The following is a 15,976-nucleotide window of genomic DNA, read 5'->3' on the forward strand; positions in this document are numbered from 1 at the left end:
TCCTACAGGGAGAGTGTTTTATTCAAAGAGTATGCGATCAGTCATCCGGCATTTCCGGCGGCTTGGCTGGTTTCGCAGGCTTGGCGGGTTTGGCGTTCTTGGCGCCTTTTGCCGGTTCCGGCGTAGCAGCAACCGGCGCTTGAGCCGCAGCGGCCGCTTCCTTCTCAGCCATTGGCATGGCATCGATGGTGTCGAAGATCTTCTTCAAATCCACCGCTTTCGCCTCCTCCCCCGAAGCCGAGAGTTTGGTCTCGCCGTCCTTGCCCACCAGGAACACTTTCGGATACGCCCCGGCGCCCAGCTTCAGCGAGCGCAGCAGCGCCATGGTGTCTTGCTGGCCCATGTCCTTGCCGTCTAGCTGGCCGGACATGTTGAGGATGGTGTAGACCTTGATGTTGCGGTCGGTGACGCCCTTTTTGTTGGCGGGATCCTCCAGCGATTTTTTCAGCGCTACCCACACGGGGTCGACGGTGCTTTGTGCGATCACGATCAGCGGTCGGGCGCGGCCCATGTCCCCGGCGATGGGCGAATCGTTGTCAGCGGCGAACAAGGGGCCGGCAATCGCCAGCAAGAGTGTCAGGGTCAATGACCTGATGAGCATGCGCATCTCCTTTTGATATCCACGCTCTAATGATTGCGCATCGTGGCGATTGTTCCGGGACATCCCGGCAAATATCTTCCGCCTAGTCAGAAGCTTAGGACAGGCGCGACATTGCGCAACATATCCGAGGTGATCGCAACGCGGATTTGATTACCTTTTATGACCGCATTAGGGTGGCGGTTCTGCCCATGGAATGGAGTTCACCCGCATGCACATCGATTACCTGTGCGATCACCCGGAATTGATCGAAGAACTGGCCACGCTCAACTTCGAGGAATGGGGCGAGTTTCGTCCCGGGCAAACCGTCGAACACCGCATCGAACACATGCGTGAATCTTGTGGCAAAGGTGCCGTGCCCAGCGTGGTGGTGGCGCTTGAAGGTTCACGTTTGCTGGGCGGTGCGCTGCTGATCGAAAATGATCTGAAGCTGCGACCGAACCTGACGCCATGGCTGGCCGGGGTTTATGTGAAGGCCGAGGAACGTGGACGCGGGATTGCTTCGCAACTGGTCAATCGAGTGGTTGCAGAAGCGGCGGCGCTGGGCGTGCCCGAGTTGTATCTGTACACCGACACGTCGCAGTCGCTGTATGCACGGCTGGGTTGGGAAGTGGTTGAGGAGCTGGTGTACGAAGAGTTGCCGGTGACGGTGATGAAATACGTCATTCTGCGTTAACCCGTGGTGAGGCGGCGCGCCGCAAGCTGTGCCGCCTCACCCCAGCGCTGAATCGAGCGCCGAGAGCAATTGTGAAGGATCGACAGGTTGTCCACCGAGCTTGAGTTCACCGCTGTCGAGTTCAACGCTCAACCTCACCGAAGCCCGATCGCCCGGGTATTTGCGCAACACCAGCTCGATGCCATTGGCCGCCTCATCGGCGATACCGAGCAAATCCCACAGACTCTCGCTCAGATCCAGCAGCACTTTCTGACGCTGCAGATCGACTACCCGCGGCGCGTACAGCCAATGGCTCATGCGCATCTCACGCGGTTCGACGGTGATGGCGAGGCGGCCATCGCAGTGGACAGTGGTTTCAGTCATGGCCGGATCAGAACGCCAGTTTGTAGCCGATCAGTACCAGCATCGTCGCCAGGCACGGGCGCAGTACTTCATCGGAAATGCGTCCGGTCAGGTGGCTGCCGAGCCAGATGCCTGGCAGCGAACCCACCAGCAAAAAGCCCAGCACGCCCCAATCCATGTTGCCCATGCTCGCGTGGCCGAGGCCTGCGACCAGCGTCAGCGGCACGGCGTGGGCGATTTCGGTGCCGACCAGACGCCGGGTCGGCAGCAGCGGATAGAGGATGAACAGCGCGACAGTGCCGAGGGCGCCGGCACCGATCGAGGTCAGGGCAACCATGGTGCCGAGGACCAGACCGGTGATCACGGTCATCACGTTCAGCCGTGAACCGCTTGGGTTGTAGTTACCGCCGGCGCGTTTGTGGGCGAACTCGAGCAAGCGTTTCTTGAAGAAGATCGCCAGCGCGGTGGCGAACAGGACGAAACCCAGCGCCTGTTTGATGATGGCGTTCATCGCGTCCGGCGCGGTGTGCAGGGTGCTGAGGAACCACAGGGTCATGGCCACCGCCGGCACGCTGCCGAGGGTCAGCCAACCGGTGATGGCCCAGTCGATGTTCTTGTTTTTACGATGAACGAGGACGCCACTGGATTTGGTAATGGCGGCGTACAACAGGTCAGTGCCCACCGCCGTTGCCGGGTTGATGCCGAACCACAACAGGATCGGCGTCATCAACGAACCACCGCCGACACCGGTCATGCCGACAATAAACCCCACCACCAGCCCGGCAATCACCAGGCCGAAATTCGCCAATTCCATTAACACGTCCAGAAAAACGACAGGAAAAATCTGGCCTGCAGCATAGCGATTTTTCTTATAACCACATATATCGATGCGGTCTATCGTTATGCCATATCGAGCTCACCATCGCTTTACTGTAGGAGTGAGCCTGCTCGCGATAGCGGTGTTTCAGTCACTGAGTTCGTCACTGATAGACCGCTATCGCGAGCAGGCTCACTCCTACAGGGGATTTTTGGTGAGCCTTAGATCAATGCACTCGCCGCCCCGGTTTGAAGCTGTGGTTTTTGTTGATCCACACCGTGGCCAGCGCGATCAGCGACAGGATCAGCAGCGCCCACGGAAACGACATCGCCCCTGCCCGATCCAGCAGCAACCCGCCGAACAACCCGCCGCCAGCAATCGCTACGTTCCAGGAGGTAGTGAGCATCGCCTGCACCACGTCGACGTGATCACCGGCCGAGTCCGCCGCCGAGGTCAGCAGCAAAGTGGCCGAGCCGCCAAACGACAATCCCCACACCGCCATGCAGGCATAAATAATCAGCGGCGACGGCGACGCCAGCGCCAACACCAATGCCGTCAGCGCAAACACTGCGAGGCTGATCAACGTCAGCCAGCGCAGCCAGCGATCAACCAGCATGCCAATAATCCAGATCCCCACCAGCGAACACAGGCCAAACACCAGCAGCACCAGATCGACCCGGTCAGCCAGCCCGGCCTGCATCAGAAACGGCGCGATGTAGGTGTAGAGAATGTTGTGCCCGAGCATCCACGTCAGCACCACGAACAGCACCGGCCGCACGCCCGGCAGGCGCAGCGATTCGAGCAACGGCAGACGCTCCTCGCTGGTTTGCCCCGGACGATCCGGCACTGCGACGACAATCCACGCCGCCAGCACCAGAGCCAGCGCCGACATGATCCCGAACGACGCGCGCCAGCCGATCAGATTGCCCAGCCACGTCCCCGCCGGCGTGCCCAACGACAGCGCCACCGGCGTACCGAGCATGGCAATCGCCAGCGCCCGCCCCTGTTGATGCACCGGCACGATGCCTCGCGCATAACCGGCCATGATCCCCCACGACAACCCCGCCGCCATCCCGGCGAGAAAGCGCGAAGCCAGGGTCAGACCGTAATGACTGGAGAATGTGGTGACAGTGTTGAATATCAGAAACCCGGCGACCGTCATCAACAACACCCGGCGCCGAGGCCAGCCGCGTGTGGCGACGGTCAGCGGGATCGCGGCGACGATCGAGCCGAGCGCATAGAGTGTCACCAGTTGCCCGGCGAGCACTTCACTGACGTTGAGCCCGGCGCCGATTTGCGGCAGCAGCCCGGCTGGCAGGGTTTCGGTGAGGATGGCAATGAACCCGGTCATGGCGAACGCCAGCAACGCGGCATAGGGCAGTTTGTCCGCACGGGCGGTGCGGTCGACGCGAGTGAAATCGGCGCTGGCGGGGTCGGTCATGACGGGTGCGGCTCCATTTTGATCAATAGCGGTGACGGATTGTATACAAAAACAACCGTAGCTATTCGATCAATGTAGGAGCGAGCCTGCTCGCGAATGCGCTCTTTCAGGCAATGAAGTGTTGATTGATCCACCGCTTTCGCGAGCAGGCTCGCTCCCACATTGTTGCTTTGCACTCACTGCACCGGCAAGAAATTCAGGAACAGCAAACTCTGCGCATAATTAAGGCCGATCCGCCGGTAACGCTCATCAAGCATCTGCGTGATCAGGTCCAGCCGCGCAACGATTTTGCCGAACTCGGTGGCGAAACTCAGGTTGCTGCCCTCCTCCGAGATCTCGTTGGAAAACAGCAGCGGCTGACCTTCCTTGTTCTGTCGCTGGGACAAGATCCACGTGGCTTTTTCGATATTGCGTGCAGCGTTGTGAACGAACGTCGGGTTGATCGCGTCGGTCATGTAGAACTCAGTGCGATTGCCATGGGCGGTGACCAGCATGCTGCCGATGGCATAGATGAACGCACCGACGCGGTCACCGAGAAACTCCGGGCTCATCGCATAGCTAAGCGCCGCCAGATCCTTGCGCCCGCCCAGCACCGGCAACGGCTGTTGCTGCTCGATGGCCTGACGCACCTGTTTCACCGCGGCATGGATGTTGAGAAAGCCTGACTTGCGCAGTTCTTCCGGGTTGCGCAAGTACAGCTTGCCCTGCAAGCGATAGAGGCTGCTGAGGTTGTCGCGCATCGCTAGCGTGGCCATGCGGTCGACGCTGGTCTGCAGGAACTCCTGCGGCTTCCCTTCACGCATCTGGTTGAAGAAGCCGTTGCCGTCCTGGTGACTGCAACCGCTGAAAAACAGCGACGACAAACACGCCAGCAACAGGCACGGGCGGCGGAAAAAAGCAGCGATCAGGGCAAAAGCTCTCGGCATGAAATCTCGAACAGGCACATTCCTGTGCGGCGGGAGTCACCGCATCCTGGCCATGGATAGAGCCGCCGATTGCGAAAAAGTGCAGTGCGCCGAATGCCCGGTCGTCCTTCCACCTGCCACGACCTGCAATTTAGTCTGTCTTTATTGTTGAAATAAACGATTAATCAGCTATAAATTTTCACCTGATGAGTATTTAGTATGACTACTTTGTTTTTTCGGTGATTAACATACCGATAGAACGCCGCTTTCAAAAACAACAACAAAAAGGAAGGTCAACCATGCTTCAATCCCGTCACCTGCTCTCCGGCCTCGGACTGTCCCTGATGATCGCCACCCTCTCCGCCAACGCGGCCGGCCTCAGCGCCGAACACAAAGCCTTCGGCAAAACCAATGACGGCACGCCCGTCGAGCAATACATCCTGCGCAACAGCCACGGCATGCAGGCCACCGTCATCACCTACGGCGCGACCCTGCAATCGCTGAAAGTCGCCGACAAGCACGGCAAGTTCGACGACGTCGTGCTCGGCTTCGATGATGTGCAGGGCTACCAGAAAGGCACCGCCTACTTCGGCGCGACCATCGGCCGCTTCGGCAATCGCCTCGCCGAAGGTGCGTTCGAACTCGACGGCAAGCGCTATCAAGTGCCGCAGAACGACAAGACCAACGCGCTGCACGGCGGCACGCTGGGCTTCGACAAGAAAGTCTGGAAAGCCCAGGAAACCAAGGACAAGGATTCGGTCGGCGTGACCCTGACCTATCTCTCGGCCGACGGCGAAATGGGTTTCCCCGGCAACCTCACTACCGAAGTGACCTATCGCCTCACCGACAACAACGAACTGCGCATCGACTACAAGGCCAGCACTGACAAACCGACCGTGCTCAACCTGACCAACCACAGCTACTTCAACCTCGCCGGCGCCGGCAATGGCGACATCCTCAAACAGGTCGCCACCCTGCACGCCAGCCATTACACCCCGGTCACCGCCAAACTGATCCCGACCGGCGAACTGGCACCCGTGGCCGGCACGCCGATGGACTTCAGCAAACCGACCGCAATCGGCACGCACATCAAGGCTGATCATCCGCAGCTGAAATTCGCTGAGCCGAAACAGGGTGGCTTTGATTTCAACTGGGCGCTGGATACCAAGGGTGACATCGGCAAAGTTGCGACTGAGGTGAGTGACCCGCAGTCCGGTCGCGTGCTGCAGTTGTTCACCACGGAACCGGGTGTGCAGTTCTATACCAGCAACTTCCTCGACGGCACGGTCAAGGGCAAGGGTGGCAAGGTTTATCCGCACTGGGGCGCGTTTACTCTGGAGACTCAGCATTATCCGGATTCACCGAATCAGCCGGACTTCCCGAGTACTCGGCTTGATCCGGGGCAGACTTACAGCCACAGCGTCGTGCTGAAGTTCTCCGCAAAATAACCTGCCCGTGCACCTGATCGTTCCCACGCGCAGCAAAGGCATGCGGCCCGGGACGCTCCGCGTCCCTTCGCGAACTGGAACGCGGAGCGTCCCTAGAGGCATTCCGTTGCTGCGCGTGGGAACAATCAATCATCAGGGATGATTACAGACCCACACGCTCTAATCCCTGACGCATGCCTTGATCCGCCTGCTCGCACCATTGCTTGAGCGTCAGACTCGGCGGCAGATTGGCCTCCAGGGTTTTGTATTGACCATCGTCCAATACCTCACCCTTGCGACCATGAGCCTCGTTCTTATCGCCGTCGCTCTTGTCCATCTGCCCTGGAATACCGGCAACAAACGCCACCATTTTATTGGCGTTCGCAGTGCTTTCAGCCTTCAGGAAACCTTTGTCAACGCAATGGTTAATCAACCCGGACATGTTGCGCCCAGTATCGTACATTCCTTTCAACGTAGCGGCGTCCGGCCCTTCTGCGTGAGCAACATTGACGGTGCCCAGAGTGGCGGTCAGTGCGAGGATCAAAGCGGTGTTCTTCATGTTTATTCCTTTAATGGATGAAGCCAGGTTGTTTACTTGCAGTATTCCTGAGGGCGAACGAAGAGCTCACCCTCGCGGATTCAACTGACCACCGCTCCTTTCGGGCCACTGGCAATCAGCGCAGCGCCGCAGGCGGTTTTCATGCCGTCCAGTGCGATGGGTGTGCCATCGACGGTGTAGGTGCTGCTGCCCTCGGCAATCGGAAAAATGCCTTTGCACAGAGTACAGCTGACTTTGTGGCCAACCCCGGCGATGGGCTTGCCGTTTAGGTCGGTCTGGGAAAAGGCTTCGAGGACTTTGCCACCGTGAGTGGTGGAGTCGCCCAAGCGAATGGCGTCTTTCATGTTGTCACTCCTTTGACTTGTAAGCTGAATGCGGCTACTCAGCTATCCATTGGCTGGTTCTACAAGCGAAAACCCCTAACTATTCAGCCACCAATTGAGCAGCGTTTCGTCTTCTGAGTTATCGATATTTTTGTAGATGTTCGCGTAGTACCACTGAACCCCGGTCTGTTCATGGAAGGCATTAAAAAATTTTGCAATCCGGTCCATTCCATTTTTTGCGGGAATTGCTAATGACAAATTCCCTCTATATACGCCGTCCAAGGTACCGTTGAGCTCATTTGCAACATCAGCCTCAAGCGCCTCAAGCCGCTCTGGCGAAAAGTACTTGGAGTAGATGTGGATACAAAAATTGCCCCCTCTCTTCAAAACCTCGACGTGTGTCTGAGGATTTTCTAACGAAACTATATCTCCTCTTGCTAAGTTCAAAGCCAGGCCAGGGGAAGACAGAAGCTCATACGTATGCTCATCAATTTTGCGAGCCGGCAGCTCTTCAAATACCGGACCTTTTGAGTTTTTTCCGGCATACACACGAATAAGTTCTGCTGATTGCTCATCTAGCATAGGGTGCTCCATAACTTCCACGCTCAACACAGCCCCCCTTATTTTAGATGGCGACTTTTTTACTGGGACAGACTACGTTTAATTAATTATAAAAACGCAGCCCACCTCTGAGAACGCTCTTTATCCCGACCTATCTCCATGACCCACAGAAAACGGAGTAAAGAAACCTTGCACTACAAATTCAAGCGACCAAGCTATCCCTACTTAATGAAAACAAATCAATCGATGTTTCTTCAAGCAACACTTCAAAAGCATCCGCACCTTTTTGTTCAATATATTTAAGTTCCGAGTCAAATACTGGAACAATCCACGCAAAAACGCATGTAAGGCCATGCGTATCAAGCCCAGTATAAGAAAATGATTCATCTCCAAAAAAAACCGGAGGCTTGATCCATACAGCAGAGAGCGAGTAATCATCGAAAACAACTCCCCCCCTCTGTATTAACTGATTATTCAACAAGGCGTAAGTGGAGCCAATAGCATCATCTGCAAGTTGCTTTACGATTGCCACTGCATTCTTGGGAATCTCATTCTGATCAATAGACAATAACAATTCGTGGTGTATTACTTGTGCAGACACCGAAGACTTAAGCCCTACATGTGAAAGGCCTAGCGTACAAAATGTGACAACACCTTCCACACTACCATCCCGACACTCAACTACTTGATAAGAATGTGCACCTTCAGAAAAGTCCCACCCTTGGTAAATTTTCCCAAAGTGCTTCTCTATATGTTCAATAATGCTCATTTTCGATTTCCTTCTCTACGGTTGCAGGATGGGCATTTTAGAATAACGCCCGTCTGGTAATTGTCGAGAACCTCTTTTCGACTTACGCCGTCTGGGAAATCTCTTTTGCTCCACGGATCGGGATGGTGATCCATATCCCAATCTCGCGGACCTGTTCCTGGGGCAACTTCTACTTCTGTTTCGCACACAGGACAGATTTTGCCTCCGTTCGGTCCGGGAAGGGCACTATTCCATGCGTCCCTTACAGATGCCTTTCTCCATCCTCCACGACTCGTGACCTGACCTTTTTCATTTGTACCTTTAACCAATCCAAGCGGATCAATCCAACCATTGGCGTTTGGCGCATACTGGTAGATGTTAATGCCGCCCGCGAAGCCAATAGGATCCTGCGAAATAAACCGCCCAACCCTCGGATCATAGTATCTATATCGATTGTAGTGCAGCCCAGTCTCATGATCGTGATACTGCCCCTGGAACCGTATCGGATTCGTCACACCATGCTGTCGCGCCCATTCTGAACGCTGCTCCGTCACCTGCCCCACGCCTTATACTGCGCGGTCCAAGCCATATTGCCGTGTGAGTCCGTCAGTTCCTGCGGTGTTCCCAGGTGATCGCACTGGTACCAGGCCAACGCATCAAACGGCAATGCCGTGGCTTTGTGATTCCACAACGGATCCTCATCAAGGCTGTATTCACCGCTGTAATCCGGCTGGCCCATGAGGTTGATCGGCGCGTGGCGCACAGCTTGAGCGACGGGTATGAAGGTGCCCGGTTCAAAGATGTAATGCACCGTGCGTCCCGGCTCGCCATCGCCCTGCGCCAGACTGCTTTCCCACGCAAGATTGTCGCCGTCCCATCCGTAAAGCGTAAAACCGCAGCCCAGTTCACGCTGTTTGCGGGCGTGCTCGTTTCTGTTCCAGAGGGAACCGGCTTCCGGGCGCTGTTTGTAGTGCGCTCGGGAGTTTTTGTACAGGCGGCGTCCCAGTGCGTCGTAAGCGAAATCCACGCTCAGGCGCGGATCTTCGAAATGCACCAGTCGATCAAACAGGTCCCAACGCAGATCACTGCGTTGGCCGTTGTGCCAGCGCTGGATCTGATTACCGCGTTCGTCGTAGTCGTAGTGGGTGCCGGCGTATTCGCGCAGCAGGTTGTCGACCAGTTTGCTGCGCGGTGGCGTCAGATCCAGTGGGCGACGGATTTCGGCAGTCTTGTCATCCAGCAGGTTACCGGCCGGGTCGAAGGCGAAAGTTTCAACGCCTTGACGCGTCACGGCGCTGAGCAGTCGGCCGACGGGATCGTAGCGATAGGCGAGCGGGCCGCGACGACTGTCGTTGATGTCAGTCAGTTGGCCGGCAGCGTCGTATTTGTATTCGCGCTTGAGCAGAGTGCTTTTGTCATCGCTGCGCCCCAGCAGTTGCTCCTGCAAGCGACCGGCCGGGTCCCAGCTTTGAGTTTGTAGCAAATGGTTACCTTGATGACGGGCAACTTCGCGGTGCAGGTCGTCGCGTTCATAACTGATCAGCTCATGCTCGTCCAGGCGCATGCCCAGCAGATGGCCGCTGCCGTAAGTGAGCCAACTGACGCGGTGGCCGTCGGGGCGCACGGTGGCGACTCGTTGGTTGAGCACGTCGTACTCGTGCTGCCAGATCGCGACGGTGGGTTTTTCCAGGCCGAGGTAATGTAGGTGTTCGCGCAGCAGATTGCCGGCCGGGTCGTGGAACCATTGCAGGCGACTGTCGGCGTTGTCGGCCAGCACCATATTGCCGTTGCCGTCGTAGGCAAAAGTCTCGCTTTGTGACTGCTCGCCCTGGGTAGCACGACGCTCGATCAGGCGGCCCATCGGGTCAAAGCTCGCCGAGATGATGCGTTTGCCATTGATCAATTGGGCGAGGCGACCAGTTATCGGGTCGTACTGATAGCGAGTGCTGCGCCCGTCAAATCCGCTTTCCTCCAGCAGTCGACCGACCGGGTCATAGTGGAAGTGCGCGCATTGTTCGTTTTCGTTTTCCAGGGTGGTTAGCCGTCCGAGACGGTCCCAGCGATAGCGCAGGGTTTGCTCGGCGGCATCGACACGTTCGGCGATCAAACCGGCCGCGCTGTAGCTCCAGGTGGTGCAGCGATCGAGACCGTCGACATGCGTCAACAACCGGCCTTCGGCGTCACGTTCAAAGCGTTCTTCAGTCTTGTCCGGGTGCTTGATAAGCACCAGTTGGCCGGCCTTGTATTCGTATTCGGTGGCGTTTCCAGCAGCGTCAGTGAAGCAGATCATCTGCCCCAGTTCGTTGTATTCCCAGGCGCTGGTCTTGCCTGAGCAGTCGACGTACTCGACCAGTTGCCCGGCGTCGTTGTAGTCGAGGGCTTTTTCGTTACCGTTGGCATCCTTGATCGCCGTGGGCTGACCGGCCTTGTTGTAGGCGTATTCGGTTTTGTTGCCCAGCGGATCGAGCGCTGCGACCAGATTGCCTTGGTCGTCATAGGCGCGTTGCCACTGACCGCCCTCGGCATCGCTGATTTTGATCAGCATGTCTTGGTCGTCGTAGGCGTAATGCATCACGGTGTGATCGGCGCGAATATGTTCGAGAAGATTGCTGCGCTCGTCAAAGCTGTAGCGATCCGTGCTTCCATCGGTATGCACGTGGCGCACGACGTTCTTCGCCTCGTCGCGGAAGAACCATTCCGAACGCTCGTCCGCGTAGCGGATGCGATAGGTGTAGCCAAGGATGTCGTAGTAGTGCCAGGTCTCGTTGCCGAGGGCGTCGGTGACATAGGTCAGACGAATATTTTCGTCCCACTCCAGACGCGTGTCGAAGCTGCCGTCATCGGCCCATTCGCGCACGGCTTTGGCCTTGGCGCTTGAACCGTCCCATTGCAGGTTCATGCCGCGCCCGGTGCGGTCGGTGTAGCGGGTGATCAGGTGATGCTCGAACTGATACGACCAGACTGCACCGTTCTCGTCTTGTGCCTGAATCAGGTCGCCATAGGCATCGTACTGGTAGGCGCAAAGTTGTCGCTGCGGTTCACCGTCGCGGATTTCCCAGAGACCGGTCAGTCGGCCGTGATCGTCGATCAGCGTGCCGAGGTGCAGGTGGACTTTGGTGAAGTCGTTTTCCTGATAAGTGATCAAGTCCGAAAGCACCGACTGCTCATCGTGACGATGCTCGTAGTGCAGCATGATCCCGGCGCCATTTCGCAGCGAAATATTGGTCAACACATAGCGCTGGCCACGGCGGACGTAGGTTTCCTTGCGCTCGAAACCACGGCACACCAGCAACTGATCTTCGCTGGCACGAACGAGGGTGATACTTTCGATGGCGTCGTAGTGGAACAGACCGACTTTGGGCAACGGATAGCTGTGATCGCGGCCATCGGCGCCGTAGAAGGTCAGGCCATCATCCACGCAATCGAAACGTGTGGTGAACTCGTTGATCCAGCGGGCGCCGAGTTCGTTTTGGTCGTATGCACCCAAACGTGAATTGTAGGTACGCATCCACACAACCGGGAAAGCCCCGGGTAAACTGAAATCGGTATGGCTGAGGCTTTCCGAACCCAGGGCAAAGTTAATGCTGTGACGGGTGCTGGAGCAGGCACAGTTTCTTTTCGGATTAGGGGCGTGAGTCGCCGGAGCCTGTCGGCCCGTCGCTCCCAGCGCCCCTTCCGAGGCAGTGCGCTTGGCCTGACTGGTCTGATCTGGTTTGACACCGGCCCCTTGACCATGGGCATTGCGCTTGCGCCACAGAGCCACGGCACTGGACAGTATCAACAGCAACCAGCCGATGGAGTTCTGAACGGACTCGTCGTCCAGCTTACTCAACTGGGTGCGCAGCTCCGGGCCCATCGCTCGCAGTTTTGCGGTTTCCGTAGCAACCCGCTTCTTCACGTCATCGGGCAGCAGGTGATCGGCTGCACTGTTGGCCAAACCTTTGCCTGCGGCTTTATAAGCGCTGCAAGCGGCGCCGAAGATGTTGCCGAACGATGCAAGGGGATCATTCTTGAATTGATCGACCGCTGCACTCGCTTGTGCGCCGGCCGCATTGAGATCGCCCTTGGCATCAAGCTTGCCATTGGCCACCGTATCGAGACCTTTGGCGATTTCGTTAATGACGTCCTCGCCCAGCTTGCCAGCGTCCGCCAGAATACCCGGCAGCTTGCCTTTGGCCTGTTCAACGAAGTCATCGAGGGTGCCGATGATGGACTCGTTCAAGTGGCCGATCAGGACTTCGATGACCGATGAACTGAGCAGCATCTTGCTGCTGGCCTTCATCTCCTGACGCACCAGGAACAGTGTCGGACGCAGGGTCATACGGGCTGCCGCCATCGCCGGTGGCAGCGGCAAAACACCGATCAGGTTGATGCCCAGACTGGCCCAGGCCAACAGGTCGCGTTTCTGCGCGTTCGACAGCGTGACGATGTCACCCAGCGCATCAACCAACGCCATGATGTTGCCCACCACTGGTAAGGCCCCGGCGACATTCTTGATCCGGTCGAGAGTGACCACACCACCACTGGCGGATTGCAGCCAGGCGTCGAAGGTTGCCGCACCGCTGGCGACATCCTGAATGTCGATGGCATTCAGGGGAACGATGGCAACTTGAGGTTCACGTTTTACAGCAGCTACTTCAGTAGTCATGACAGCATCTCACCCGCCAACAGGCCCGGGGTTTTCAAGGAAGGTTTTGGCAGACTCGGTGCAGGCAGGCTCGGCAACTTGCCGGCCTTACCCGCCGCCCCCAAAATCCCCGACGCACTCGGCATGGCCGCACTCGCCAATTTCGGCAACCCGGCCACGCCGCCCTGCACCACACCCTTCACTTGCTGCGCCGTTTGCATCGCACCTTGCGCCGTCTGCATCGCACTCATCCCTGTTTGCGCCATGTCCTTGCCCTTCTCCAACATGTCCCAACTCTTGCTCGGCAACACTTGAGCGACCATTGCTTGCACCTGACTCGGCACGTCTTCGGCCCCGGCGGATTCAACGGCCACTCCGGCTTGCCGATGTAACTGCCATCGCTCCAGGTGTCCGCCGGATCCTTGCCGAACAGCACCCGCGCAGGCCCCGGTGCAGCACCGGCGACACTGGCGAAACCCTTGCCGTCGAGCTTGCCTTTGATGCTTTTGCCCAGCGCATCGATGACTTCGTAATCGCCTTCCTTGATGCCTTGGCGCCCGGCGTACTGGTTGAACAATTCAAGGTTGCCCTTGCCGGGTTTCGGTGGTTCCGGGAATACCCCGGCGAGACTTTTCGCGCCGGTGTAGGCGAAGTTCGCCGCGTGCGCGGTGTACGGGCCGCTGGTGGCGTGGGTGATGCCGCCGGCGTTGTAGGTGGTGGCGCTGCCACCGCCCTGAATCACCAGTTCGGTTTTCGCGGTGATGGTGATGCGATCGGCGTTGGCGGTGATGTTGAGTTTGGCCAGCAGGTTGATGCTGTCCTTCAGCGCACGCACATCGATGTCGCCGGAGGCCGCGACCAGCCGCCAGCCCATGCTCTGCACGAACAGGCGCATGCCACGACTGGCACTGGCGAGCAGGCGTTTGCCGATGGACAGACTGGTGTGGCCGGTGCTGCTCAGCGCCAGGTGTTCGCCGGTGGCGATGTGGCTGGAACGTGGCGTGGTCAGGGCGATGCCGGCCGGGCTGGCGAGGACCAGATGCGGTTCGGTGAATTCGGGGAATTCGTTGGCGGTGAGGTTTGCCGGGCCACTGCCGAGCACGCCTTGATGCTGGACGTGCAGCGCTTTGGCGACGTCGTCCTGATCGCCCGCCTCTTGGGCTTGCAACTCTTTGGCTTGAACGGCGAATCCGTCCTGCTGATCGCTGGCCGTGGCGAGGCGTTCAGCGGTTTCCGGCAGATCCTTGTGGTGCTTGGATTCGTTCGGGCGCGGCTCAGTCGTGATGAGCAGACCGGCCGCCGCACGCACGGCGCCGTGGCGATCGGTTCTTAGTTCAAAACCTTCACCGCGCGGCTGACCACCGCTTGGGCGTGGATGGGTCAGGTAACCGAGGTTGATCGCACTCGCGCCGTGATCACTGCGCAACGCGATGCTGATCTCGCTGGTGGTGTCGTCGATGCGTAATTCGTTGGCGCGGCTGCCCTTGTATTCCTTGCTCTTGACCGTGGCCAGGGTCTTGAAATCCGGCAGTTTGTACGGCGGCAGATTCGCGCCGTGGTACAGGCAACCGGTGATCAGCGGCTGATCGGGATCGCCTTCCAAGAAGGTGATCAACACCTCCATGCCGACCCGCGGGATATTGATCGAGCCAAAGGTCTCGGCCGCCCAGCTCGACGCCACGCGCATCCAGCAACTGGTCATGTCGTCGTGCTTGCCTTCGCGGTCCCAGAAGAACTGCACCTTCACCCGGCCGTACTGGTCGCAGTAGATCTCTTCGCCTTCAGGGCCGCAGACCACCGCGCTCTGGGTGCCGAGGACTTTTGGTTTCGGGTGATCGAGCGGCGGACGGTACGGCACGTCCCACGGGATGGCGCTGAAGCGGTTGCGATAGCCCTGGTGGAAATCGTCCTTGAGGTCGGTGGTGTCGCTGGTCACCGACTCTTCGAGCACCTGCGGCTGCTTGCCTTCGTGGAAGATTTCGGTGAGCAGCCACAGGTCGTTCCAGGTCGGGTTGGCGTGGTCGGTCAGGGCGAGGAAATGTCCGCTGACGAGGATCGGCTGATCGCTGTTGCCCTCGGCCAGACGATAGTCGCTGCGATGGCGTTCCAGCGCGCGATTGGCCAGATGCTTGCCACGCTCGCGATCGACGAAACGGCCCGGGTAATCGTAGTCTTCGAGGTCCGGTTGGGCGCTGCTTTTGGCGTCGCTTTCCAGCTCGATTTTCGGTTTGACGAAGTCGTAATCTCGGCGCGTGGTGCGGCTGGTGCGCGTGGCCAAGCGCAGGCCAAAACGCTTGACCACCGGTTTGTCGGCAACCAGTCCGGAGTCCTGCTGATAGGCCACTGGCGCGAGTTTCGGGAACACCGTCTGGTCATCGCCGAAGCTCAGTTTGTGCCCGCTCGACGTGTGCTGGAAGTGGTAGTGAATGCCCTCTTCTTCACACAAGCGCTGGATGAAATCCAGGTCGGACTCGTCGTACTGCACGCAGTAAATGCGCTCGGGATAAATCGCGCTGAGTTGGAAGTGGTAATCGCTGGCAAGGATGCCGTGTTCTTCCAGGACCTGGCTGATGATCTGCTGCACGGTCATCTGCTGGAAAATGCGCTGATTGACCCGGTGCGCGAGGTACGCCAGTTGCGGGCGCAAGGAGATTTTGTAACGGGTTAGGCGCTTGCCCGCCTCGCCCTGGGCGATGCTGTAGACCAGCCCGTGAATCCCGCTGCCGCTCGGCGACAGCTGAAGAAATGCCAGTTTGTGCAGCACGCTTTCGAGGTTGATCGAGGCCTTTTCACTGACCAGTTCCAGCTCGAATTCGAACGGCGTGTTGAGGGCCTCACGACCGGTGAACGACAGCACCTGGAAGTCGCTGTCGATGCCATCGACGGTCAGATTGAAATGAGGCTGGTTGGCCGGTGAGAACATCCCTTGTTCCTCGCGCAGTGCTGCGACGG

General features: G+C 58.2%; 14 protein-coding genes and 1 pseudogene. 2 read left to right on the forward strand and 13 right to left on the reverse strand.

Going from position 1 to position 15,976, the window contains the following annotated elements:
- Window positions 1-37: 37 nt before the first annotated feature.
- Window positions 38-601, reverse strand: a complete 564-nt coding sequence (locus VY732_RS19570) for a DUF4174 domain-containing protein (protein ID WP_123594129.1) — start codon at window positions 599-601, stop codon at window positions 38-40.
- A 208-nt stretch (window positions 602-809) separates the two neighbouring features.
- Here VY732_RS19570 and VY732_RS19575 point away from each other — a divergent pair, with 208 nt between their 5' ends.
- Window positions 810-1,274: a GNAT family N-acetyltransferase gene (locus tag VY732_RS19575; protein ID WP_331691538.1), complete on the forward strand. Its 465-nt coding sequence runs from the start codon at window positions 810-812 to the stop codon at window positions 1,272-1,274.
- 36 nt (window positions 1,275-1,310) lie between these two features.
- On the opposite strand, the gene VY732_RS19580 is transcribed toward VY732_RS19575, so the two are convergent.
- The 4 genes from VY732_RS19580 to VY732_RS19595 all read right to left on the reverse strand — a co-directional run bounded on the left by VY732_RS19580 (window position 1,311) and on the right by VY732_RS19595 (window position 4,800).
- Window positions 1,311-1,637, reverse strand: a complete 327-nt coding sequence (locus VY732_RS19580; RefSeq protein ID WP_331691539.1) for a hypothetical protein — start codon at window positions 1,635-1,637, stop codon at window positions 1,311-1,313.
- Between the two features lie 7 nt (window positions 1,638-1,644).
- Entirely contained in the window at window positions 1,645-2,430 is a 786-nt protein-coding gene (locus tag VY732_RS19585; protein ID WP_077573721.1) for a sulfite exporter TauE/SafE family protein, read from the reverse strand.
- A gap of 229 nt (window positions 2,431-2,659) precedes the next feature.
- Window positions 2,660-3,874 (reverse strand): MFS transporter, encoded by a 1,215-nt coding sequence (locus VY732_RS19590; RefSeq protein WP_331691540.1) that lies wholly within the window; start codon window positions 3,872-3,874, stop codon window positions 2,660-2,662.
- A gap of 176 nt (window positions 3,875-4,050) precedes the next feature.
- Window positions 4,051-4,800, reverse strand: coding sequence for a hypothetical protein (locus VY732_RS19595; protein ID WP_077573723.1), 750 nt, complete (start codon window positions 4,798-4,800; stop codon window positions 4,051-4,053).
- A gap of 278 nt (window positions 4,801-5,078) precedes the next feature.
- On the opposite strand from VY732_RS19595, the gene VY732_RS19600 reads away from it, so the two are divergent.
- Window positions 5,079-6,227, forward strand: coding sequence for an aldose epimerase family protein (locus VY732_RS19600; RefSeq protein ID WP_150751157.1), 1,149 nt, complete (start codon window positions 5,079-5,081; stop codon window positions 6,225-6,227).
- Window positions 6,228-6,369: 142 nt separating this feature from the next.
- Here the strand turns inward: VY732_RS19600 and VY732_RS19605 are convergent, their stop codons facing one another.
- The 8 genes and pseudogenes from VY732_RS19605 to VY732_RS19635 form a co-directional block, all read right to left on the reverse strand.
- Window positions 6,370-6,765: a hypothetical protein gene (locus VY732_RS19605; protein ID WP_331691541.1), complete on the reverse strand. Its 396-nt coding sequence runs from the start codon at window positions 6,763-6,765 to the stop codon at window positions 6,370-6,372.
- 80 nt (window positions 6,766-6,845) lie between these two features.
- Window positions 6,846-7,109, reverse strand: a complete 264-nt coding sequence (locus VY732_RS19610; protein ID WP_116030220.1) for a PAAR domain-containing protein — start codon at window positions 7,107-7,109, stop codon at window positions 6,846-6,848.
- Window positions 7,110-7,184: 75 nt separating this feature from the next.
- Window positions 7,185-7,670: a DUF4265 domain-containing protein gene (locus VY732_RS19615; RefSeq protein WP_116030221.1), complete on the reverse strand. Its 486-nt coding sequence runs from the start codon at window positions 7,668-7,670 to the stop codon at window positions 7,185-7,187.
- Window positions 7,671-7,851: 181 nt separating this feature from the next.
- Window positions 7,852-8,418: a suppressor of fused domain protein gene (locus VY732_RS19620; RefSeq protein ID WP_331691212.1), complete on the reverse strand. Its 567-nt coding sequence runs from the start codon at window positions 8,416-8,418 to the stop codon at window positions 7,852-7,854.
- The gene (locus VY732_RS30010) at window positions 8,415-8,606 is read right to left on the reverse strand and encodes a GH-E family nuclease (RefSeq protein WP_442968577.1); all 192 of its coding nucleotides are present in this window, start codon (window positions 8,604-8,606) and stop codon (window positions 8,415-8,417) included. Before VY732_RS30010 ends, VY732_RS19620 begins: the two co-directional genes overlap by 4 nt.
- Before the next feature lie 81 nt (window positions 8,607-8,687).
- Window positions 8,688-13,045 (reverse strand): annotated as a pseudogene (locus VY732_RS19625) (RHS repeat-associated core domain-containing protein); the annotation flags it as partial.
- Complete coding sequence (locus tag VY732_RS19630) at window positions 13,042-13,311, reverse strand: hypothetical protein (RefSeq protein WP_331691542.1); 270 nt, start codon at window positions 13,309-13,311, stop codon at window positions 13,042-13,044. The gene VY732_RS19630 and the pseudogene VY732_RS19625, both read right to left, overlap by 4 nt.
- Window positions 13,272-15,947, reverse strand: a complete 2,676-nt coding sequence (locus VY732_RS19635; RefSeq protein WP_331691543.1) for a type VI secretion system Vgr family protein — start codon at window positions 15,945-15,947, stop codon at window positions 13,272-13,274. The genes VY732_RS19630 and VY732_RS19635 overlap by 40 nt, the downstream gene beginning before the upstream one ends.
- Window positions 15,948-15,976 lie beyond the last annotated feature (29 nt).

The sequence above is a fragment of the Pseudomonas sp. ZY71 genome (genome assembly GCF_036542145.1).
GTDB lineage: Bacteria > Pseudomonadota > Gammaproteobacteria > Pseudomonadales > Pseudomonadaceae > Aquipseudomonas > Aquipseudomonas koreensis_A.